Origin of the sequence: Desulfitobacterium chlororespirans DSM 11544 (assembly GCF_900143285.1) — a bacterium.
Lineage (GTDB): Bacteria > Bacillota > Desulfitobacteriia > Desulfitobacteriales > Desulfitobacteriaceae > Desulfitobacterium > Desulfitobacterium chlororespirans.
This window is the reverse complement of record NZ_FRDN01000014.1, coordinates 149,617-165,130: the sequence shown is the minus strand read 5'-3', so window position 1 is coordinate 165,130 and position 15,514 is coordinate 149,617. Positions and strand designations below refer to the sequence as shown.

Annotated in this window: 14 protein-coding genes; 13 read left to right on the top strand and 1 reads right to left on the bottom strand. The window is 46.4% G+C overall.

What is annotated here, in order from left to right; all coding sequences use genetic code 11:
- Nucleotides 1–4: 4 nt before the first annotated feature.
- The 8 genes from BUA14_RS21175 to BUA14_RS21135 all read left to right on the top strand — a co-directional run bounded on the left by BUA14_RS21175 (nucleotide 5) and on the right by BUA14_RS21135 (nucleotide 10,441).
- The gene (locus BUA14_RS21175; RefSeq protein ID WP_072774421.1) at nucleotides 5–1,921 is read left to right on the top strand and encodes an ASKHA domain-containing protein; all 1,917 of its coding nucleotides are present in this window, start codon (nucleotides 5–7) and stop codon (nucleotides 1,919–1,921) included.
- Between the two features lie 21 nt (nucleotides 1,922–1,942).
- On the top strand, nucleotides 1,943–2,698 hold the full coding sequence (locus tag BUA14_RS21170; RefSeq protein WP_072774420.1) for an ATP-binding protein: 756 nt from the start codon (nucleotides 1,943–1,945) through the stop codon (nucleotides 2,696–2,698).
- A gap of 23 nt (nucleotides 2,699–2,721) precedes the next feature.
- The gene (locus tag BUA14_RS21165; RefSeq protein ID WP_072774419.1) at nucleotides 2,722–3,690 is read left to right on the top strand and encodes an acetyl-CoA decarbonylase/synthase complex subunit delta; all 969 of its coding nucleotides are present in this window, start codon (nucleotides 2,722–2,724) and stop codon (nucleotides 3,688–3,690) included.
- Between the two features lie 63 nt (nucleotides 3,691–3,753).
- Nucleotides 3,754–4,548, top strand: a complete 795-nt coding sequence (locus BUA14_RS21160) for a methyltetrahydrofolate cobalamin methyltransferase (RefSeq protein WP_072774418.1) — start codon at nucleotides 3,754–3,756, stop codon at nucleotides 4,546–4,548.
- Nucleotides 4,549–5,395: 847 nt separating this feature from the next.
- Nucleotides 5,396–6,775: a hypothetical protein gene (locus BUA14_RS21150; protein ID WP_072774417.1), complete on the top strand. Its 1,380-nt coding sequence runs from the start codon at nucleotides 5,396–5,398 to the stop codon at nucleotides 6,773–6,775.
- 54 nt (nucleotides 6,776–6,829) lie between these two features.
- Nucleotides 6,830–8,011: a sensor histidine kinase gene (locus tag BUA14_RS21145; protein ID WP_072774416.1), complete on the top strand. Its 1,182-nt coding sequence runs from the start codon at nucleotides 6,830–6,832 to the stop codon at nucleotides 8,009–8,011.
- Entirely contained in the window at nucleotides 8,008–8,646 is a 639-nt protein-coding gene (locus BUA14_RS21140; RefSeq protein ID WP_072774415.1) for a response regulator, read from the top strand. Before BUA14_RS21145 ends, BUA14_RS21140 begins: the two co-directional genes overlap by 4 nt.
- 82 nt (nucleotides 8,647–8,728) lie before the next feature.
- Nucleotides 8,729–10,441, top strand: a complete 1,713-nt coding sequence (locus BUA14_RS21135) for an MBL fold metallo-hydrolase RNA specificity domain-containing protein (RefSeq protein WP_072774414.1) — start codon at nucleotides 8,729–8,731, stop codon at nucleotides 10,439–10,441.
- A 13-nt stretch (nucleotides 10,442–10,454) separates the two neighbouring features.
- Here BUA14_RS21135 and BUA14_RS21130 read toward each other — a convergent pair whose 3' ends face one another.
- Complete coding sequence (locus BUA14_RS21130) at nucleotides 10,455–11,045, bottom strand: HD domain-containing protein (RefSeq protein WP_072774413.1); 591 nt, start codon at nucleotides 11,043–11,045, stop codon at nucleotides 10,455–10,457.
- Between the two features lie 206 nt (nucleotides 11,046–11,251).
- On the opposite strand from BUA14_RS21130, the gene BUA14_RS21125 reads away from it, so the two are divergent.
- The 5 genes from BUA14_RS21125 (at nucleotide 11,252) to BUA14_RS21105 (ending at nucleotide 15,502) form a co-directional block, all read left to right on the top strand.
- Nucleotides 11,252–12,028, top strand: a complete 777-nt coding sequence (locus tag BUA14_RS21125; protein WP_072774412.1) for a DnaD domain-containing protein — start codon at nucleotides 11,252–11,254, stop codon at nucleotides 12,026–12,028.
- Between the two features lie 42 nt (nucleotides 12,029–12,070).
- Nucleotides 12,071–12,934 (top strand): ATP-binding protein, encoded by an 864-nt coding sequence (locus BUA14_RS21120; protein WP_072774411.1) that lies wholly within the window; start codon nucleotides 12,071–12,073, stop codon nucleotides 12,932–12,934.
- Nucleotides 12,935–13,018: 84 nt separating this feature from the next.
- Nucleotides 13,019–13,585, top strand: coding sequence for a hypothetical protein (locus tag BUA14_RS21115; RefSeq protein WP_072774410.1), 567 nt, complete (start codon nucleotides 13,019–13,021; stop codon nucleotides 13,583–13,585).
- Nucleotides 13,586–14,046: 461 nt separating this feature from the next.
- The gene (locus BUA14_RS21110) at nucleotides 14,047–14,754 is read left to right on the top strand and encodes a hypothetical protein (protein ID WP_072774409.1); all 708 of its coding nucleotides are present in this window, start codon (nucleotides 14,047–14,049) and stop codon (nucleotides 14,752–14,754) included.
- A 112-nt stretch (nucleotides 14,755–14,866) separates the two neighbouring features.
- Nucleotides 14,867–15,502, top strand: a complete 636-nt coding sequence (locus BUA14_RS21105; protein WP_178371760.1) for a hypothetical protein — start codon at nucleotides 14,867–14,869, stop codon at nucleotides 15,500–15,502.
- The last annotated feature ends 12 nt before the right edge of the window (nucleotides 15,503–15,514 follow it).

Here is a 15,514-nt window from a genome sequence, read left to right as displayed (position 1 = left end):
TACCATGGAGAAATTCCAGGTAAAATTTATGCCGGATCAGCAAGTGATTGAGGTGGAACAAGGAACATCCCTGCTCAAAGCAGCTTCTCAGGCAGGTATTTTTATAAAATCCAGCTGCGGCGGCAAAGGGACCTGTGGTGCCTGTAAAGTTACGGTGATATCCGGTGAAGCCAAAAGTGAAAGAACGGGAAATTTATCTCCGGAACAACTGAGCCGTGGGGTACGCTTAAGCTGCCATACCTTTGTTGAAGGGGATCTGACCGTTGAGGTCCCACCGGAATCACGCCTGCAAGCGCATCAGGTTCTCCTTGAGGATGCCAATGCAGCATTGCTCACAGAGACCAGTAAAGATCTGTTAACTTATTATGGGTATCATCCCCTGGCCCGCAAGGTCAATATCCGTTGCTCTGAACCTACCCTAACGGATAATGCCGGCGACTGGACTCGTTTGTCCATTGAGTTAAAGCGGGTGCTTCAATCCGATAAACCTTTGACCATTCCCTTATCCGTATTGCAAACTTTGCCGGAAACCTTGCGTCAGGCTCATTGGGACCTATCCGTTATTTTAACGGATTTAGAATCAGGGTACACAGTGCTCCATGTGGAGCCTGCCAATGACCGACCGTGCTATGGTTTGGCAATTGATGTGGGTACCACGACCGTGGTTGTCTACTTGGTCGATCTGGATAGCGGAGAAATAGTGGATAAACAAGGCTCCTACAATAAGCAAGCCCAATTTGGGGATGATGTCATTTCGCGGATTGTCTATGCGGTTGATAGCACGGAGAACATGGCTGAGATTCAAAAGGCCGTAGTGGATACCGTCAATGTCCTCATTGAGGGAATTCTTGAGCGGCAAAGCCTGACCAGCCAGAATATAGCCAGTGCGGTGATCGCCGGCAATACAACCATGTCACAGCTCTTCTTGGGCATCAATCCCCGTTACATTCGGTTAGAACCCTACATCCCAACCGTCAATTCAACACCGGCGGTATCAGCGCGGGAAATAGGGCTTAGACTTCTTCCTGAGGCACTCATTCACACCTATCCTTCGGTGGCCAGTTATGTGGGAGGAGATATCGTTTCCGGTGCTTTAGCCACAGATATGGCCAACTCCGACGAGATTATTTTATTTATCGATATCGGAACCAATGGGGAGATAGTGCTGGGGAATAAGGATTGGCTTGTTTCTTGTGCGTGCTCGGCCGGACCGTGTTTTGAAGGGGGAGGAATTCTCTTTGGCATGAGAGCCATGCCCGGGGCCATTGAGCGGGTGGATATTGATCCGGAAAGCCTTGATGTCAAGCTGAAGGTAGTCGGCAAGATTGCTCCTGTTGGCATCTGCGGCTCGGGATTAGTGGATTGCCTGGCCAAGCTGCGCAAGGCAGGAATTATTGATCGTGCCGGGAATTTCCAGTTGGAACATCCTTCTCAATCGGCGCGGATTCGTGCCACGGAGGATGACAAAGAGTTTGTTTTGGCTTGGGCTCATCAAGCAGGAGGAGATAAGGATATTGTCATTTCCGAAAATGATGTGAAGAATCTGATTCGGGCTAAAGGGGCGATCTATGCAGGGATTCGTTCATTGCTGCAAACAGTGGCCCTGGAAATTGATATGATCGAGCGAATCGTCATTGGGGGTGGCTTCGGCAATTACCTCAATGTTCACGATTCGGTAGAAATAGGCCTGCTTCCTGACCTGCCTCAAGAAAAGTTTGAGTTCATAGGCAATTCTTCTGTTAAAGGGGCACGTCTTGCCTTGCTTTCGCAGAAGGCTTGGAACGAGGCTGCCGATCTTGCCCGCAAGATGACGTATATCGAACTGTCCATTGGCACCACTTTTATGGATGAGTTTGTATCGGCCTTGTTCCTGCCCCATACTGATTTATCGTTATTTCCTTCTGTAGAAGGAACATTTTAGGAAGCATTGGAGGGAAGAATCATGACAAAATATATTGCAGTTGCAGGTAAAGGAGGAGTAGGTAAAACAACCTTCACAGCTCTTTTACTGCGTCAAATGGTCAAAGGATCGCAGAGTAAATCCATCCTGGCGGTGGATGCAGACCCCAATGCCAACTTGAATGAAGCTCTTGGCCTCGAGGTCACAGCAACGATTTCCGAACTTCTCGAAGATACGAAGAATCCCAAGGCCATTCCCACAGGAATGCCCAAGGATGTTTTTGTGGAATACAAACTCCAACAAAGCCTCATTGAATCTCAGGATATTGATTTACTGGTTATGGGGGGCCCCCAGGGTCCCGGCTGTTATTGCTATCCCAACGACCTGCTCAGAAAGTATCTGGAGACCTTAGGCGACAATTATGATTATGTGACAGTGGATACCGAAGCGGGTCTTGAGCATATCAGCAGGAGAACTATTCCCCGTGTGGACGTGATGTTCGTCATCAGCGATTCTTCCGCACGAGGGATTCGTTCGGCGGGGAGAGTCCACGAACTGATTAAAGGGTTGCGCTCTGCGGTGGACGAGGTGTACTTGGTAGTGACGAAAACCACAGAGGGAAGCCTGGATTCTTTATCAGGAGAGATTGAAAAAACCGGTCTGCAACTGATCGGAGATATTCCACTTGATCCTATGGTAGTAACTCATGATTTGGAGGGGCGTCCGCTCTATACTTTGCCGGATGACTCCCTTGCCGTTCAAGCAGTGGAAAAGATTATGAAAAAAGCCTTTAAATGAAACTAGAGAGGAGAGAGGTTCAAATGGCCGTAGCCCTCGTCAAAGAAAGATACCAAAGTAAAGTTGGAGAAGTAGTCATCGGTGCAACCGCTGCGGAAGGTGGCACCCGTACTTCTGTTGTTAAAGTAGGTGGAGACTCCACCTTGCCGTTTCTTCATTTTGAAGGAAAAGTGGAGAATCGTGCTGCTATCGCCTTGGAAGTCACCGATGTTCCTCCCGCATGGAGCGATACTGTCAAGGGTCAATATGGTGATGTCATCAATGATCCTGTAGCTTGGGCCAAGAAATGCGTTGAAGAATACAATGCCGATATGATCTATCTCAAACTGATCGGAGCTAATCCGGAAGGTGAGAATCGCAGTCCTGAAGAATGCGCTAAAGTGGTGAAAGATGTCTTAGCCGCTGTTGGTGTTCCTTTAATCGTTGCTGGGTGCGAAGATCCGGAAAAGGATAATGAAGTATTGGCTGCTGTCGCAGAAGCTACTTCAGGTGAAAATCTTTTAATCGGTATCGCTGAACAAGATAATTACAAATCCATTACCGCAGCCGCCATGGTGCATAAGCATAATCTTATCGCCCGTTCGCCGCTGGACATTAACATTTGTAAGCAGCTGAATATCTTGATCTCAGAAATGGGCCTGCCCCTGAACCGTATCGTGATTGACCCCATGATCGGCGGTCTGGGGTATGGTATTGAGTATGCTTACTCGATCATGGAACGGGCACGGTTAGGATCCTTAGCCAATGATAAGATGCTGTCCATGCCGATGATTTGTACAGTGGGTTATGAAGCAAACCGTGCTAAAGAGGCCAATGCCTCGGCAGAAGAGTTCCCAGGCTGGGGAGATCTGAACGATAGAGCAATCCTCTGGGAAGCTTTAACAGCGGCAGGGCTTTTGCAAGTCGGTGCCAGCATTCTCTTAATGAGAAATCCTGCAGCCGTTAAACTTGTTCAACAGAATATAGCTGATCTCATGGAGATGAATGCCTAATCGGAGTGTCGATCTATCCGGCCGATAGGGATTATCCCTTAAATATGAAAGGATGTGGCTCAATTGATTATTATTGGTGAACGGATTAATGGAATGTTTAAGGATATCGGAGATGCTCTTCGCAATAAGGATGCTAAGCCCCTCCAACATTGGGCGTTGAAACAGGAAGAAGGCGGAGCCCATTACCTTGATGTCAACTCCGGTCCGGCAGTTCCCAAAGAGGAGCGTCCCGAAGCCTATGAGTGGATGGTTAAGATTATTCAAGAAGTCTCTAATTTGCCGCTGTGCCTGGATTCCACGAACTATGATGCTATTGAAGCCGGTTTAAAGCATCTCAAACGCCCTGGCATGATCAATTCAGTTCCTGCCGAGCGTGACAAGATTGAGCGGGTTTTCCCCATGGCTGTCCAATATAATGCATCTTTAATCGGTTTGACCATGGATAAGGTAGGGATTCCCAAAGATGCCGAAAACCGCATTGTTTTCGCCATGGAATTGGTGGCTGCAGCAGATGAATTCGGCTTGCCTACCGATGAACTCTATATTGACCCCCTGATCCTGCCTTGTAATGTTGCCCAAGAGCACGCACCTGAGGTTTTGGAAGCCATCAGAATGGTCAAAACTCTGTCCAATCCAGCCCCGAAAACTGTTCTGGGCCTTTCCAACGTGTCCCAGAAATCCCCGGACCGTCATCTGATCAATCGCACCTATTTGGCCATGGCTATGGCTGCCGGCCTCGATGCGGCGATTATGGATGCTAACGATGACGATTTGGTTGACGTAGCTGCAACTGGTCAAATCCTCTTAAATAAGAGCATCTATGCCGATTCCTATCTGAAGGTTTTCCGCCAGCGCTAGGAAAAGCCTGTGCTTCTTCAATGATGATGCCGTTAGCGCGACATACTCAGGAGAGCTCTCTCACGTTTAAGGTGAGCAGGGCTCTCCTTTGTGTGCGCTATTGGGTTTTTATGTGGTATGGGCGGTATCACTGATTAGTAAAAGACATTGCTCGGGTCGCGTAGCGTTACGCACAACGCGTACTCCATAGCTCCGGGGCTGGTTCACTCGCTTTCTTAACAGCTCCCGCCAAACCTCCTGGTAATACCTGATGTGAACCGTGGCTCCGCTACGTTAAGAAAGCGACCTTCACCTGACCGCCCCTCCGCTAAATCCGTCCGCTTTTGTACGTAAAGCTACGCCTTGCGGGTCTCTTTTAGCACTGCTTTTGGGAATCTTGTGGGCATTTTTGAGGGTCATCTTCAGGGCCTTTCCCAGGCTAGCTGGCCATGCCGCCGCAAGCGGCGCCGGTAAAGACGAAAAAAGCGGCTCAGGTCAGGCAACTTGCTCCACATTTCCCACAACGCCCCGCTTATTCAGACCCGCAAAGCAGCCCAAGGATTTTGCTTTACGATAGGAAGCGAATTTAAGCGAGCGGAGACAAAACTTCGTGAAAAGCCTGCAGCGGAGAAAGGTTGGAAACAGGACGTTTCCAACCGCCCATTGAGCAGGAGCGATTTGGGCGGGCACCTTTCGAAGCGGAGGGCTTTTTGCGTTAGTTTTGTCCGCGCAGCTTATGGAGCGACCGGTGTAAAATCAAAATCCTGGAGACACCTGCCTAAGAGAATCTGCATAAAGTAGCTGTTTTTCCGGCCAAAAATCAGACATACTCTGCCGCCAAACCGCATAGCTATCATGGAAAAGATGTATGCGGAGGTGGACAATCTTGGAAGCCTTTTTCAAAGAGGATCAAGAAATTCGCGAATGGATCGACTTATTCGTGGAAAAATTACTTACTGTGAATCTGTTATCGGGAAACGAAGCTGATGGTGAATTTCATCAAGGCAGGCAGGCCATTGAAAAAATCGCATCATCATTTCAGGAGATGCTCGATCTGCCAAAAGAAGTGCTCATGGATGGGATTCGTCAATTGGTGGAACAGAGATTACCGGACCATCGGGTCATAGAGAATTTTCCTGATTTTTACCGGCTTATGAATGATATGATCAGCGCAGGACTACAAAACGTAGAAACGCAGGAACCGCAGTATTTTCCCCAGCCGCTGGCTCATTTAAGGGTCCTGGGCAGTCAGGCGGAAGGTATCACTGTGCCCAGCTCCAAGGTGCCCCTTAATGGCGGGGGAGCACAAACGCAGGAATTGGATTCCTTTTTTTCGCTTAAGCAGCATGTGTTGAAAACTACGGATTCACCACAAACCCTGAGCCCTAAAGAGCCTCTTAACAAGGGACCGGCGACGAATACAGAGCCCCCTCCCACTTATACTGAGATTGATCAGAAGAAGGAGCTCAAGCAAGAGCTTATGAAGCAAGAGCCTATAGCTCAAGAATTGGGTGAGGATATTAAAAATAAATCAGGTTCGGATGAGCTTGGCCTTAGTCCAAACTCAAACCCAGGCCCAGATCCAGGCGAAATGGCCAAAGGTATCGATGATGCAATCGACGAAGTGATCAGCGAACCCCTCACAGATCCTATTGCCAAATCCCTTCATGAACTCATTGACGAGTCCTTAAAGCAGCTCTTGCTGGAATCACATAGTGTCATTGATGAATATACTTCGGTCTATACCCAACCTCTGGAAAATCTTGAAGCTAAGATAAAGAATGAGGTTCACGAAGAAGCTGTGCCGGCTCTAAGTGTTTTGACCGCCATGCCAAGAGAAAATGAACCCGTGAAAAGTCATGGTGTGCCGCCGGCCAGGGATCCATTTCGCTTTAATGCCAATAAAAAGAAAAATAATCGGGCTGTGATTGAGCCGGCAGTCAAACCTGCAGCTGAGCCCCAGGAAATTCCTCAGAACGGTAAAGCTCTTGCTCAAGTTCTGAAGCATCTCTGCGGAGATTCATCGATTCAATGGAATGTCTCGGTTGATGAATATAGCTTTTTTGCTAAAATAGATAATATACTCATTCGGGTGATACCAGAGGATGACCCGTCTTTAGACGACGGCCTTACGAAAGAGATAACTATAAAAATGAAAAAACAAGGCTATAAGGTCTTTGTTTGCAGTCAGGGGGATTTAATGTATCCGCGGCGTCTAGAACGGGAAATTCGACGCGTACTACGTTAAAAGATTGAATTCAGCACCACTTTTGCTCAAAATTAGTAGGAGATTACAGAAATCATGTCGAATACTACCAAGAGTATTGTGGTGAAGAGAGGGACGAGAGTGGCAGACCGATTGGGTCTCATAATGAGCAACACTTTAAAAGCTATTGAGACAAGCAAAGAAGAGATTTTCTACATAGCAGAAACGACACGTGCAGAAGCCCAGCGGCTTATTCAAGAGCTGGCTCAGCTCAAGGAAGAAATTGTCTATACCATTGCCGAGGTGGATAAATACCAAAAATTAGAGCGCCGGCTCCGTCAACGTTTAATGGAAGTAAGCAGAGAATTTGGTAATCATTCTGAGCAAGAGATGATAAAATCTTATACTGAAACGAAGGATGTCCAAGTTCAGCTTCAACTTCTGCAATCCAAGGAGATGCAATTGCGGGCACGGCGGGATGAAATCGAACGTTCTCTGATACAGATGGAGAAGACTATCGAGCGAGCCGAAAATTTACTTAATCAGGTAACCATGGCGATCAATCTTTTACATGGTGGAATTTCTGAACTGAGTCAAAACAATAATCCTGAACATCGGCAGGAAATTGCCCAAAAGATCATCCGTGCTCAAGATGAAGAACGACGTCGGGTTGCCCGGGAGATTCATGATGGACCGGCCCAAAATCTGGCCAATATTGTTTTGCGCTTAGAAATTGCTGAAAAACTGCTCGCACTGGATCCTACTCGAGTGCGAGCAGAGATCACGGATTTAAAAGGATTGGTCCGTTCAAATCTGCAGGATATTCGACGGATTATTTTTGACCTGCGCCCCATTGCGCTGGACAACCATGGGTTTATTTCTGCTTTGGAAAAGTATCTCATGACGTTTCAGGAAACCTATCATTTAACCTGTGATTTTAAGGTGATCGGCAAAGAGAGACGTTTATTGCCGGCAGTGGAGGTAGCCTTATTCCGTTCCCTTCAGGAGGGATTGACGAATATCGCCAAGCATGCCCGTGCTGATTGGGCCAGGGTCCTTATCGAGTATGAGGAATGTCAAATTAAGGTTCAAATCACGGATCGGGGGATCGGATTCAATGTGGAAGAGGCATTTGCCAATCCCGGTGACCATTTTGGGCTGGTGGGGATGAAAGAGAGAATTGAGATGTTCAATGGCCAAATGAACCTTACCTCAATTCCCAAAAAAGGGACTACGGTAAAGCTCATTGTGCCGAATTATGAGGAGGGATGGGAATGATAAGAGTCGTTATCGCAGATGATCATCCGCTCCTTCGTGAGGGATTAAGACGAATTCTTGAATTTGAAGAAGGAATCCAAGTTGTCTGTGAAGTAGGAGACGGCCAAGGTGCGATTAATGTTTCACGCACCTTGGATTTTGATATTTTATTAATGGACTTAAATATGCCTGGGGTTAATGGTTTGGAAGCCTGTCGTGTCATTCGCCGTGAAAACGAGACGATTGGCATTCTGGTGCTGACTGTGGATGATTCCGATGAAAAAGTATTTCAGGTTCTTCAATTGGGGGTTGCAGGCTATCTGTTGAAAGATGTGGATCCCAAGACTTTGATCGATTCCATTCGCAAAGTCCATGCGGGCCAGCCGATTCTTTCACCTGCAGTTACCGGTAAATTGCTGGGACAGCTTGTTCATCCTACCCAGAACAGGGATACCTGTGGATTAAGTGACAGAGAACTGCAAATCCTAACTTATGTGGTTAAGGGGTCATCCAATCGTGAGATTGGACAGGCCTTATTCATCAGTGAAAAAACCGTCAAAAATCATCTCTCCAGTATTTTTCGCAAATTAGCGGTGGAGGATCGCACCCAAGCCGCTCTCAAAGCAGTGAAACTTAAACTTGTTCAACTGGATTAAGATCCGGATTGAACGTCCATAAAGCAAAGTCAGCTCTGCAACGGGATCGGGGTGAATAATTGCTTTAAAACAGGAGGATTTCATGAAACTATATTTCTATGGAGCCGCTCAAGTCGTCACCGGATCATCTTATCTGGTTGAATCCGAAGGCTATCGAGTCCTGATCGATTGTGGACTCTTTCAAGGCTCAAAAGCCTTGAAAGAGCTGAATTATGGTGGTTTCCCCTATAATCCTGCGGAACTTAATGCCGTGATCCTGACCCATGCTCATACGGATCATTCGGGCTTAATTCCCAAGCTCATCAAATATGGGTTTCAGGGAAAAATTTATGCCACCCCGGAAACCATTAAATTGTGCTCGGTGATGCTCCCGGACAGCGGTCATATTCAAGAGATGGAAGTAGAGCGCAAAAATCGCAAGCTGAAGCGGGCCAGTCAGGATTTGTTAACACCTATTTATACTGCCCAAGATGCCCAGAATTCCCTTAAATTCTTCACACCGGCTCAATATGATCAAAGCACTCAGCTTTCTCCGGAGATAAACTTTATCTTTCACGATGCGGGCCATATCCTGGGTTCAGCATTTGTCCAAATGACAGTCAAGGAAGGTGAACTGGAAAAGACCCTTGTGTTCTCCGGGGATGTGGGGAATTCCGAGCAACCCTTTATTGAGAATCCCCGCATTATTTGCGGCGGAGACATTGTCATTGTTGAAACAACCTATGGGGATCGCCAACATGAGAATAGGGCCAATCGCATTCAGCATTTAGCTGAAATCATTCGCGAGGCTCACCAAGCGGGGGGAAATCTTGTCATCCCGGCTTTTGCTATCGAACGTACGCAAGACCTTTTGTTTTATATACGTAAACTGCAGACTGAAAACGAGATCCCGGTGATGCCTATTTATGTGGATAGTCCCTTGGCTATCGCCGCGACCAAGATTTTTCAGGAAAATCCTCAGAATTTCGATCAGGAGACTCTGGATATGATCCAAAGGGGCGAGCACCCCTTATTAATGCCCAATGTTCATTATAGCTTAACCAGCGAAGATTCCATGGCCATCAACTCTATTCAGGGCGGCGCCATCATCATTGCCGCCAGCGGTATGGCTGACGCTGGGCGGATTAAGTATCATCTCAAATATAATCTATGGCGGGAAAATGCCACCGTATTATTTGTCGGCTACCAAGCTCAGGGAACGTTGGGGCGGAGAATTATTGAAGGGGCCAAAGAGGTAACCATTCATGGGGAAAAGGTGGCTGTTCGTGCGAATATCCGCCGCATGGAAGGTTTATCTGCCCACGCCGATCAGCCTCAGCTCTTGGAATGGTTGTCCTGCCTGGGTGAACAGGCTGAAAATATTATCTTAGTCCACGGTGAACCTGATGTCCAAAAAATCTTTGCCCAGAAAATCCAAGAGAAGTTTGGGAAAATCCCCTGGATTCCCCAGTTGGGCGAAGTATTGGAAATTAAGAACAGGGAAGTTATCCCCTATCCGCCGTCAAAACCCTGGCTGCAGATCATTGAGGCAGAAGCCCAACAAGCCTCAGAAACCAGGCAGGCCATGGCTCATGGCGGTGCGGAAGTAACTCAGCTTCCAACCTTAAGCAGAGGAAAATCCGGTCAGGCTAAGATTACTCAGGCCCAGATTAATAGGGCAATGCAGCGGCTTCGCCATCGCTTGAAGGTTCTGGTGGATAACGGAAGGCGGTCCAATAATCTGGAGCATACCTTAGCTGTGATCGATACGATCACCCGCTGGCTGGACGATATGGACAACAAGAAAAAGAAATAGGGCGATGAACAGCCTATAAATTCACAAATTCAGCAGTTTGTTTCCTGATGCCGGAGAGGAATCTTAAGATCTCCTCTCGGCGTTTTACTGCCAGTCGTTTCCCCGTTTTCGTATAGACCTTATTAGGTAAGGCTTCGGCAAAGGTTCTGGCCCGCTCCAAGGCATCTTCAGGTGTACGGATCAACTCATCCTGGCCGATCAAACTGAATAGTCGGGTGATCCCGATATTGCCCAGGTTATCCAGAATATCCGAATCTCTTAGATAAACGGCTTCATCGCTGCGGCCCGGCTCGGAATAGTACATGTGAGATTCGATAGCTTCCAGGACGATGGGCAGTTTATCGCTGGGAAAGGCCATTCGCTGCAGTATATTGGCGGCAACCCCTTTGGAACGAAGAGAATGGTCCACATTGGCTAAGGCATAGGCGGGATATCTTCCCGTATCATGAAGCATGGCTGAAAAAAAGAGGATGTCATCATCAAGATCTAAATGCTGGGATAGTTCTTTGGCCAGAAGGTAGACCCGGTTGCAGTGCTTTAAACCCCAGGCGGAGTGAGCACCGGATTGATTAATGATATGAACAAGTTCTTTTCTTTGCTCCATATTGATATCGACCTCCTAAAAATTGTATAATTATATATACGCCAGAGAGCCACAGGAGTCCTTCATACTTTTACAAGTAATGGTATTATTTACCTCATATCTTTTCGCGCTCATCAGCTTTATTGCCTTAAATAGGGCAAATATAAGGAAGAACTTTCGATAATTCGTAGCAATAGCTTATATTAATTGCTTAAGGAGTGAATTTCGTGCCTAGAGCCAATGTTTTCGGGAGCTTTGTACAAGCTCTTTTCTTTTCTGGTACGGTAGGAGTACCGAAGTATTTTCTGAATCACTATTCTGAACTGGAGATCAGCCATATCGAGGCCTTATTGATTATTCAAATTATGGGAGAAATCGAGAGCAACCCCTATCCCTCTTCCCAGCTTTTAGCTCAGCGCATGAATCTTGAGGTGACCCGGGTGGAGGAGATGATAGCTCATTTAATAGCACGCAATTATCTTTCGCTTGAGCAACAGTGGGATTCTGCAGCGGGGAAATCTACCTTGGGCTATAGTTTTGTCGGTCTCATCGATGAATTATCAGAACGATGGGCCATTGAGCAAGTGAAGCGCTATGAAGCCGAACAAAGTCAGCAGAAAGAGCGTCTTGGCCAGCAGGAAAGCTTATCCTCTCCTAACACCACCATCGGCCAGATCATCAAAACCTTTGAGCAGGAATTAGGCCGCCCTCTGACTTCGATAGAATGCGAGGTCATCGAGACCTGGATTGCCTCTAAATTCTCTGAAGAACTCATTCTGGCCGCGTTTAAGCGCGGCGTCCTGGCGGGCATTCGCAACTTCCGCTATATTGACTCCATTTTGAGAGAGTGGGAAAAAAAGGGATTAAGAACTTTGCATGAGGTTGAGGCCGATGATGCCTATTTCCAAGCCAAGCATGAGAAATCCCGAGGGAAAAAGACTCCACAGCAACAGCCGGCTCGGAAAGTATCTCCGGGTAAATATGAGGATTTTTACCTTTCCTAGGCTTATGGCCACGATTGAGTAATGAAAGGGGAGAGAGCGCCCATGAAATCCGTTAAACATATTATGCAAGAGAGTTATCTTGACGAACTTAAACATAAACGCGAACAATCTGAGTCGCCTCATGGAACCTTAGCCCAGGATAATTATCAAGTGAATGCAGCTCATAGCGAGCTCAAGCCGTCTGTAAACTGCCCCCTCTGTGAAGACCGGGGGATAATTTTCGATGGGGAATCGGCGCGACCCTGTGCCTGTATGCGGCAAAAACGGATGGAGAATCTGTTCCGCCACGCGCGCATGGCCCGTGGATTGCTTAATTGCCGTTTTGAGGCCTTCAGACAGGAGTATTATCTGAGCCAAGCCAATCCCCAGGACCGGAGTTATCTGGAGGGAGCCTTAACGGCCTTGCATGCTTCAAAGGAGTTTGTGGCCCGTTGCCTTGATGATTATCATGGCTTAGGTTTGATCCTGATCGGGCCGGTGGGAGCAGGGAAAACCTTTCTGGCGGCAGCCATTGCCAATGCCTTAATGGAACAGGAGCATCAAGTCCTTTTCCTGGTTGTTCCGGACCTTTTGGACCAACTGCGCGCCACCTATAAAACCGATGAGAATGAATTGGATCTTTTGGATACGGCTCGGGAAATTCCTATTCTCATTTTGGATGATCTGGGGGCCCATAATTACACCGACTGGACTCGCAATCGTCTTTATTCCATTATCAATTATCGTTTAAACCAGCAGCTGCCGACGGTGATCACCTCCAATTTGTCTTTAGAGGAGATGGAAGAGCATTTGGGGGCGCGAACCACCTCGCGGCTCATTCAATCCTGCCGGATCTTCAGAATGAATGTTGAACAGGATATTCGGCTGCGCCAATATCAGGACAGAGAAAAAGAACGAAAAAAATAATAAATAAGTTTAAGAAAGTATGCATGTCTTCTTCAGGACATGCATACTTTTTCATAGAGAAGAATCCGAATGGAGGTGCCTGAAATGGCCAAAATTATTGCGATTAATCGCAAATACTTTACGTTGATTTTAAGTGCTTTGTTAGTCTGCTTAATCGGGATTGCCGGAGTAACCCTCTGGAAAACGGCACAAGTAAGTGCAAATGGTCCTGTCCCAGAAGTAAAGATGCTGGGGGTTGCCGTCGAACCCGGTTCTTTTACCCAGGATTTAACTTATGGAACCGTCACAATTAAGTCCAGCCAAGTGATCAATGCCAACAAATTCGACCTCATTGCCACGGTTCAAAATACAACAGGCGGGAAGATGGCGAATATACCTGTTGAGCTGGAAGTGTCATTAGTAGGAGATAACGCGCAGAAAGTCAGCAAAATTGGCACACTGCCCTCGCTCGATCCTGGCGCTACGGCAAGAGTAGCCTTCCGGGATATTAAAGCATTAGGGGATGCGGCCGGTAAAAGCGCCACAGCCGGACAGCATAAAATCACCCTGAGAATTAAGCCCAATGCAGAAGGGGGCATTACCCAAGCCACTGAGGCCAGTTTTTTCTTTAATGTAGATTCCACTGTAAAAGCGCCTAACGCAGCGAAATAATGGCATTCTTAGCTGATTTGAGACGACGATATCACAAATGATAAAGATATCATAAATGATAACGGTACTGCAGGTGATAATAGCAGTGATGGTAGTAATGATCGTAATAATGTCAATTTATTTATAAGTGCTAAACATGATAACAATACAAAATAAGATAATAATTATTAAATTCAATATCTGATATCGGATGTGAGACTAATATCAAGTATGATATTGATATTGAAAATGATACTAATATCAAAGGTGATAATAGCATCGAACATGATAATAATTTCTAATATGATTAATAAAAACTGTTGAGGTGCAAAAAATTTGCACCTCTTTTTCTATTTCTTCTCTAATGGGACATAATAGGCATAGAAGTATATTCCTTCAGAAAAACCATCTCCGGCTGCCAAATTTTCGAACAGGACAATAGCAATTACCATATATTGCTAAGGAGAGGAGAGGGTGGCTAAATGAATCTCCATGAATTTCTAATTTCAGATCAATGCGATACTTCGCAAGATGATGGGCTGCAAAATATTATTGCGGGATTTGCACTTCTAACCCGTATCAGCGCTATGCCGGGGAGCCCTGTCTTGTCATTTGTTCAACCTCTCATTATCAGTCGCTTGTTTCAGGCTTCTTGGGTTCTCCTGGGCTCCCAAATTCTCTTGCTTTTGGCAAAACATATTTTTCATCTTGAAAAATTGCCTGTTCTCGATCTGGCCAGAGGACAAAAGCTCCAGATACCTATCGAGGAATTGCAGAATTTAATTCAATATTTAGGCACCAGGCAGAAAGCTGCACCATCCAATCAGGGAGCCGCTTTTAATAACACCCTCAACGGAACCGGCGCACTTGCTTTTCCCACGGAGCTGCCGCCTGACAGCCCGATTTATGCAGCTATTTTTATATCTGTAGATTATGCAAATGAGGTGTACACGCCAACCCTGCTTGTTTATGTACCGATATTAAGTTTTCCTGGCTTAAGAGGGGCATTGCCTTTTCTTATCCTGGCCCTTTTGGCTGTTATCTTGGTGCGCTGCGTCGTTCCCCCGGAGACCACAGGGGCGAAACCGGTTCCAAAACCGAGAACAGGACAGAATCAATCCTTTAATCTCTCCTCAGAGGACGTGATGGCAATTCTAAGGCGTTTTGGCAGGTTTTTTGGCTCTCCGTAATTTGTTCGCTCTGCGAAATTAGTGTAGAATTGAGCCTGGAATAAGAATGTAAATATATTGTTAAGAATGTATGTTAAGAATGTAAATATATTATAAGGAAGTGTATGGCTTCATGGTACAGGATAATAAGCTCGGGCGGGAACGTCTATCCAGCTTGATCATAATTTTTTGTCTATTCCTTACTGTTTTGACTTCAATAGGAGTAAATTATTTGGATGTAAAAGTACTCAATATTGAGCTCATAGATCGTGAACTCTATACAGTAATAACGGAAAAAGGCAATGTGAATATTCATCCGGATAATGTCCTGCGGATTGAACGAACCTATACCAAGGAAGCTTTCACCGGTGAACCGGTGGAATTGGATAAGATTTACACTGACAAAGGCTTTGTTTATCTTTCTTCGCAAGCGCCTTACGCTGAACTTGGTAAGAAATTGATGGATACAGTGGATTATTATGGCCTTCCTCTATGGGAGCGTTCAGGGCTGGACTGGAATTCTTTGAAAAAATACAGCTATGCTGTGGGGACTCCTGCCCAGCAGGTTCCGCTGCTCTTTTTCCTGATTTCGCTTCAGTATGCTGTCTTAACCATAGGCGGGATTGCCTTAATTGTCCTTGTTTTTCCTCTGCGCTTAGGGGAAGAGGAGTGGGAGAGTTCTTCAGCTTTTGCTCAGGGTGAGGAGGAATCAAAGCAGGAGGAACAGGATGAACTTCGGCAGGAAGTTATGAAATCCCTGGCTAAATAATAATTCCTAAAG

Coding starts and splice junctions, on each gene's coding strand:
- BUA14_RS21135 (WP_072774414.1), top strand. CDS start 8,729: ATGAAACTATATTTCTATGGAGCCGCTCAAGTCGTCACCGGATCATCT.
- BUA14_RS21170 (WP_072774420.1), top strand. CDS start 1,943: ATGACAAAATATATTGCAGTTGCAGGTAAAGGAGGAGTAGGTAAAACA.
- BUA14_RS21150 (WP_072774417.1), top strand. CDS start 5,396: ATGCGGAGGTGGACAATCTTGGAAGCCTTTTTCAAAGAGGATCAAGAA.
- BUA14_RS21175 (WP_072774421.1), top strand. CDS start 5: ATGGAGAAATTCCAGGTAAAATTTATGCCGGATCAGCAAGTGATTGAG.
- BUA14_RS21145 (WP_072774416.1), top strand. CDS start 6,830: ATGTCGAATACTACCAAGAGTATTGTGGTGAAGAGAGGGACGAGAGTG.
- BUA14_RS21110 (WP_072774409.1), top strand. CDS start 14,047: ATGAATCTCCATGAATTTCTAATTTCAGATCAATGCGATACTTCGCAA.
- BUA14_RS21130 (WP_072774413.1), bottom strand. CDS start 11,045: ATGGAGCAAAGAAAAGAACTTGTTCATATCATTAATCAATCCGGTGCT.
- BUA14_RS21165 (WP_072774419.1), top strand. CDS start 2,722: ATGGCCGTAGCCCTCGTCAAAGAAAGATACCAAAGTAAAGTTGGAGAA.
- BUA14_RS21115 (WP_072774410.1), top strand. CDS start 13,019: ATGGCCAAAATTATTGCGATTAATCGCAAATACTTTACGTTGATTTTA.
- BUA14_RS21105 (WP_178371760.1), top strand. CDS start 14,867: ATGGTACAGGATAATAAGCTCGGGCGGGAACGTCTATCCAGCTTGATC.
- BUA14_RS21140 (WP_072774415.1), top strand. CDS start 8,008: ATGATAAGAGTCGTTATCGCAGATGATCATCCGCTCCTTCGTGAGGGA.
- BUA14_RS21120 (WP_072774411.1), top strand. CDS start 12,071: ATGAAATCCGTTAAACATATTATGCAAGAGAGTTATCTTGACGAACTT.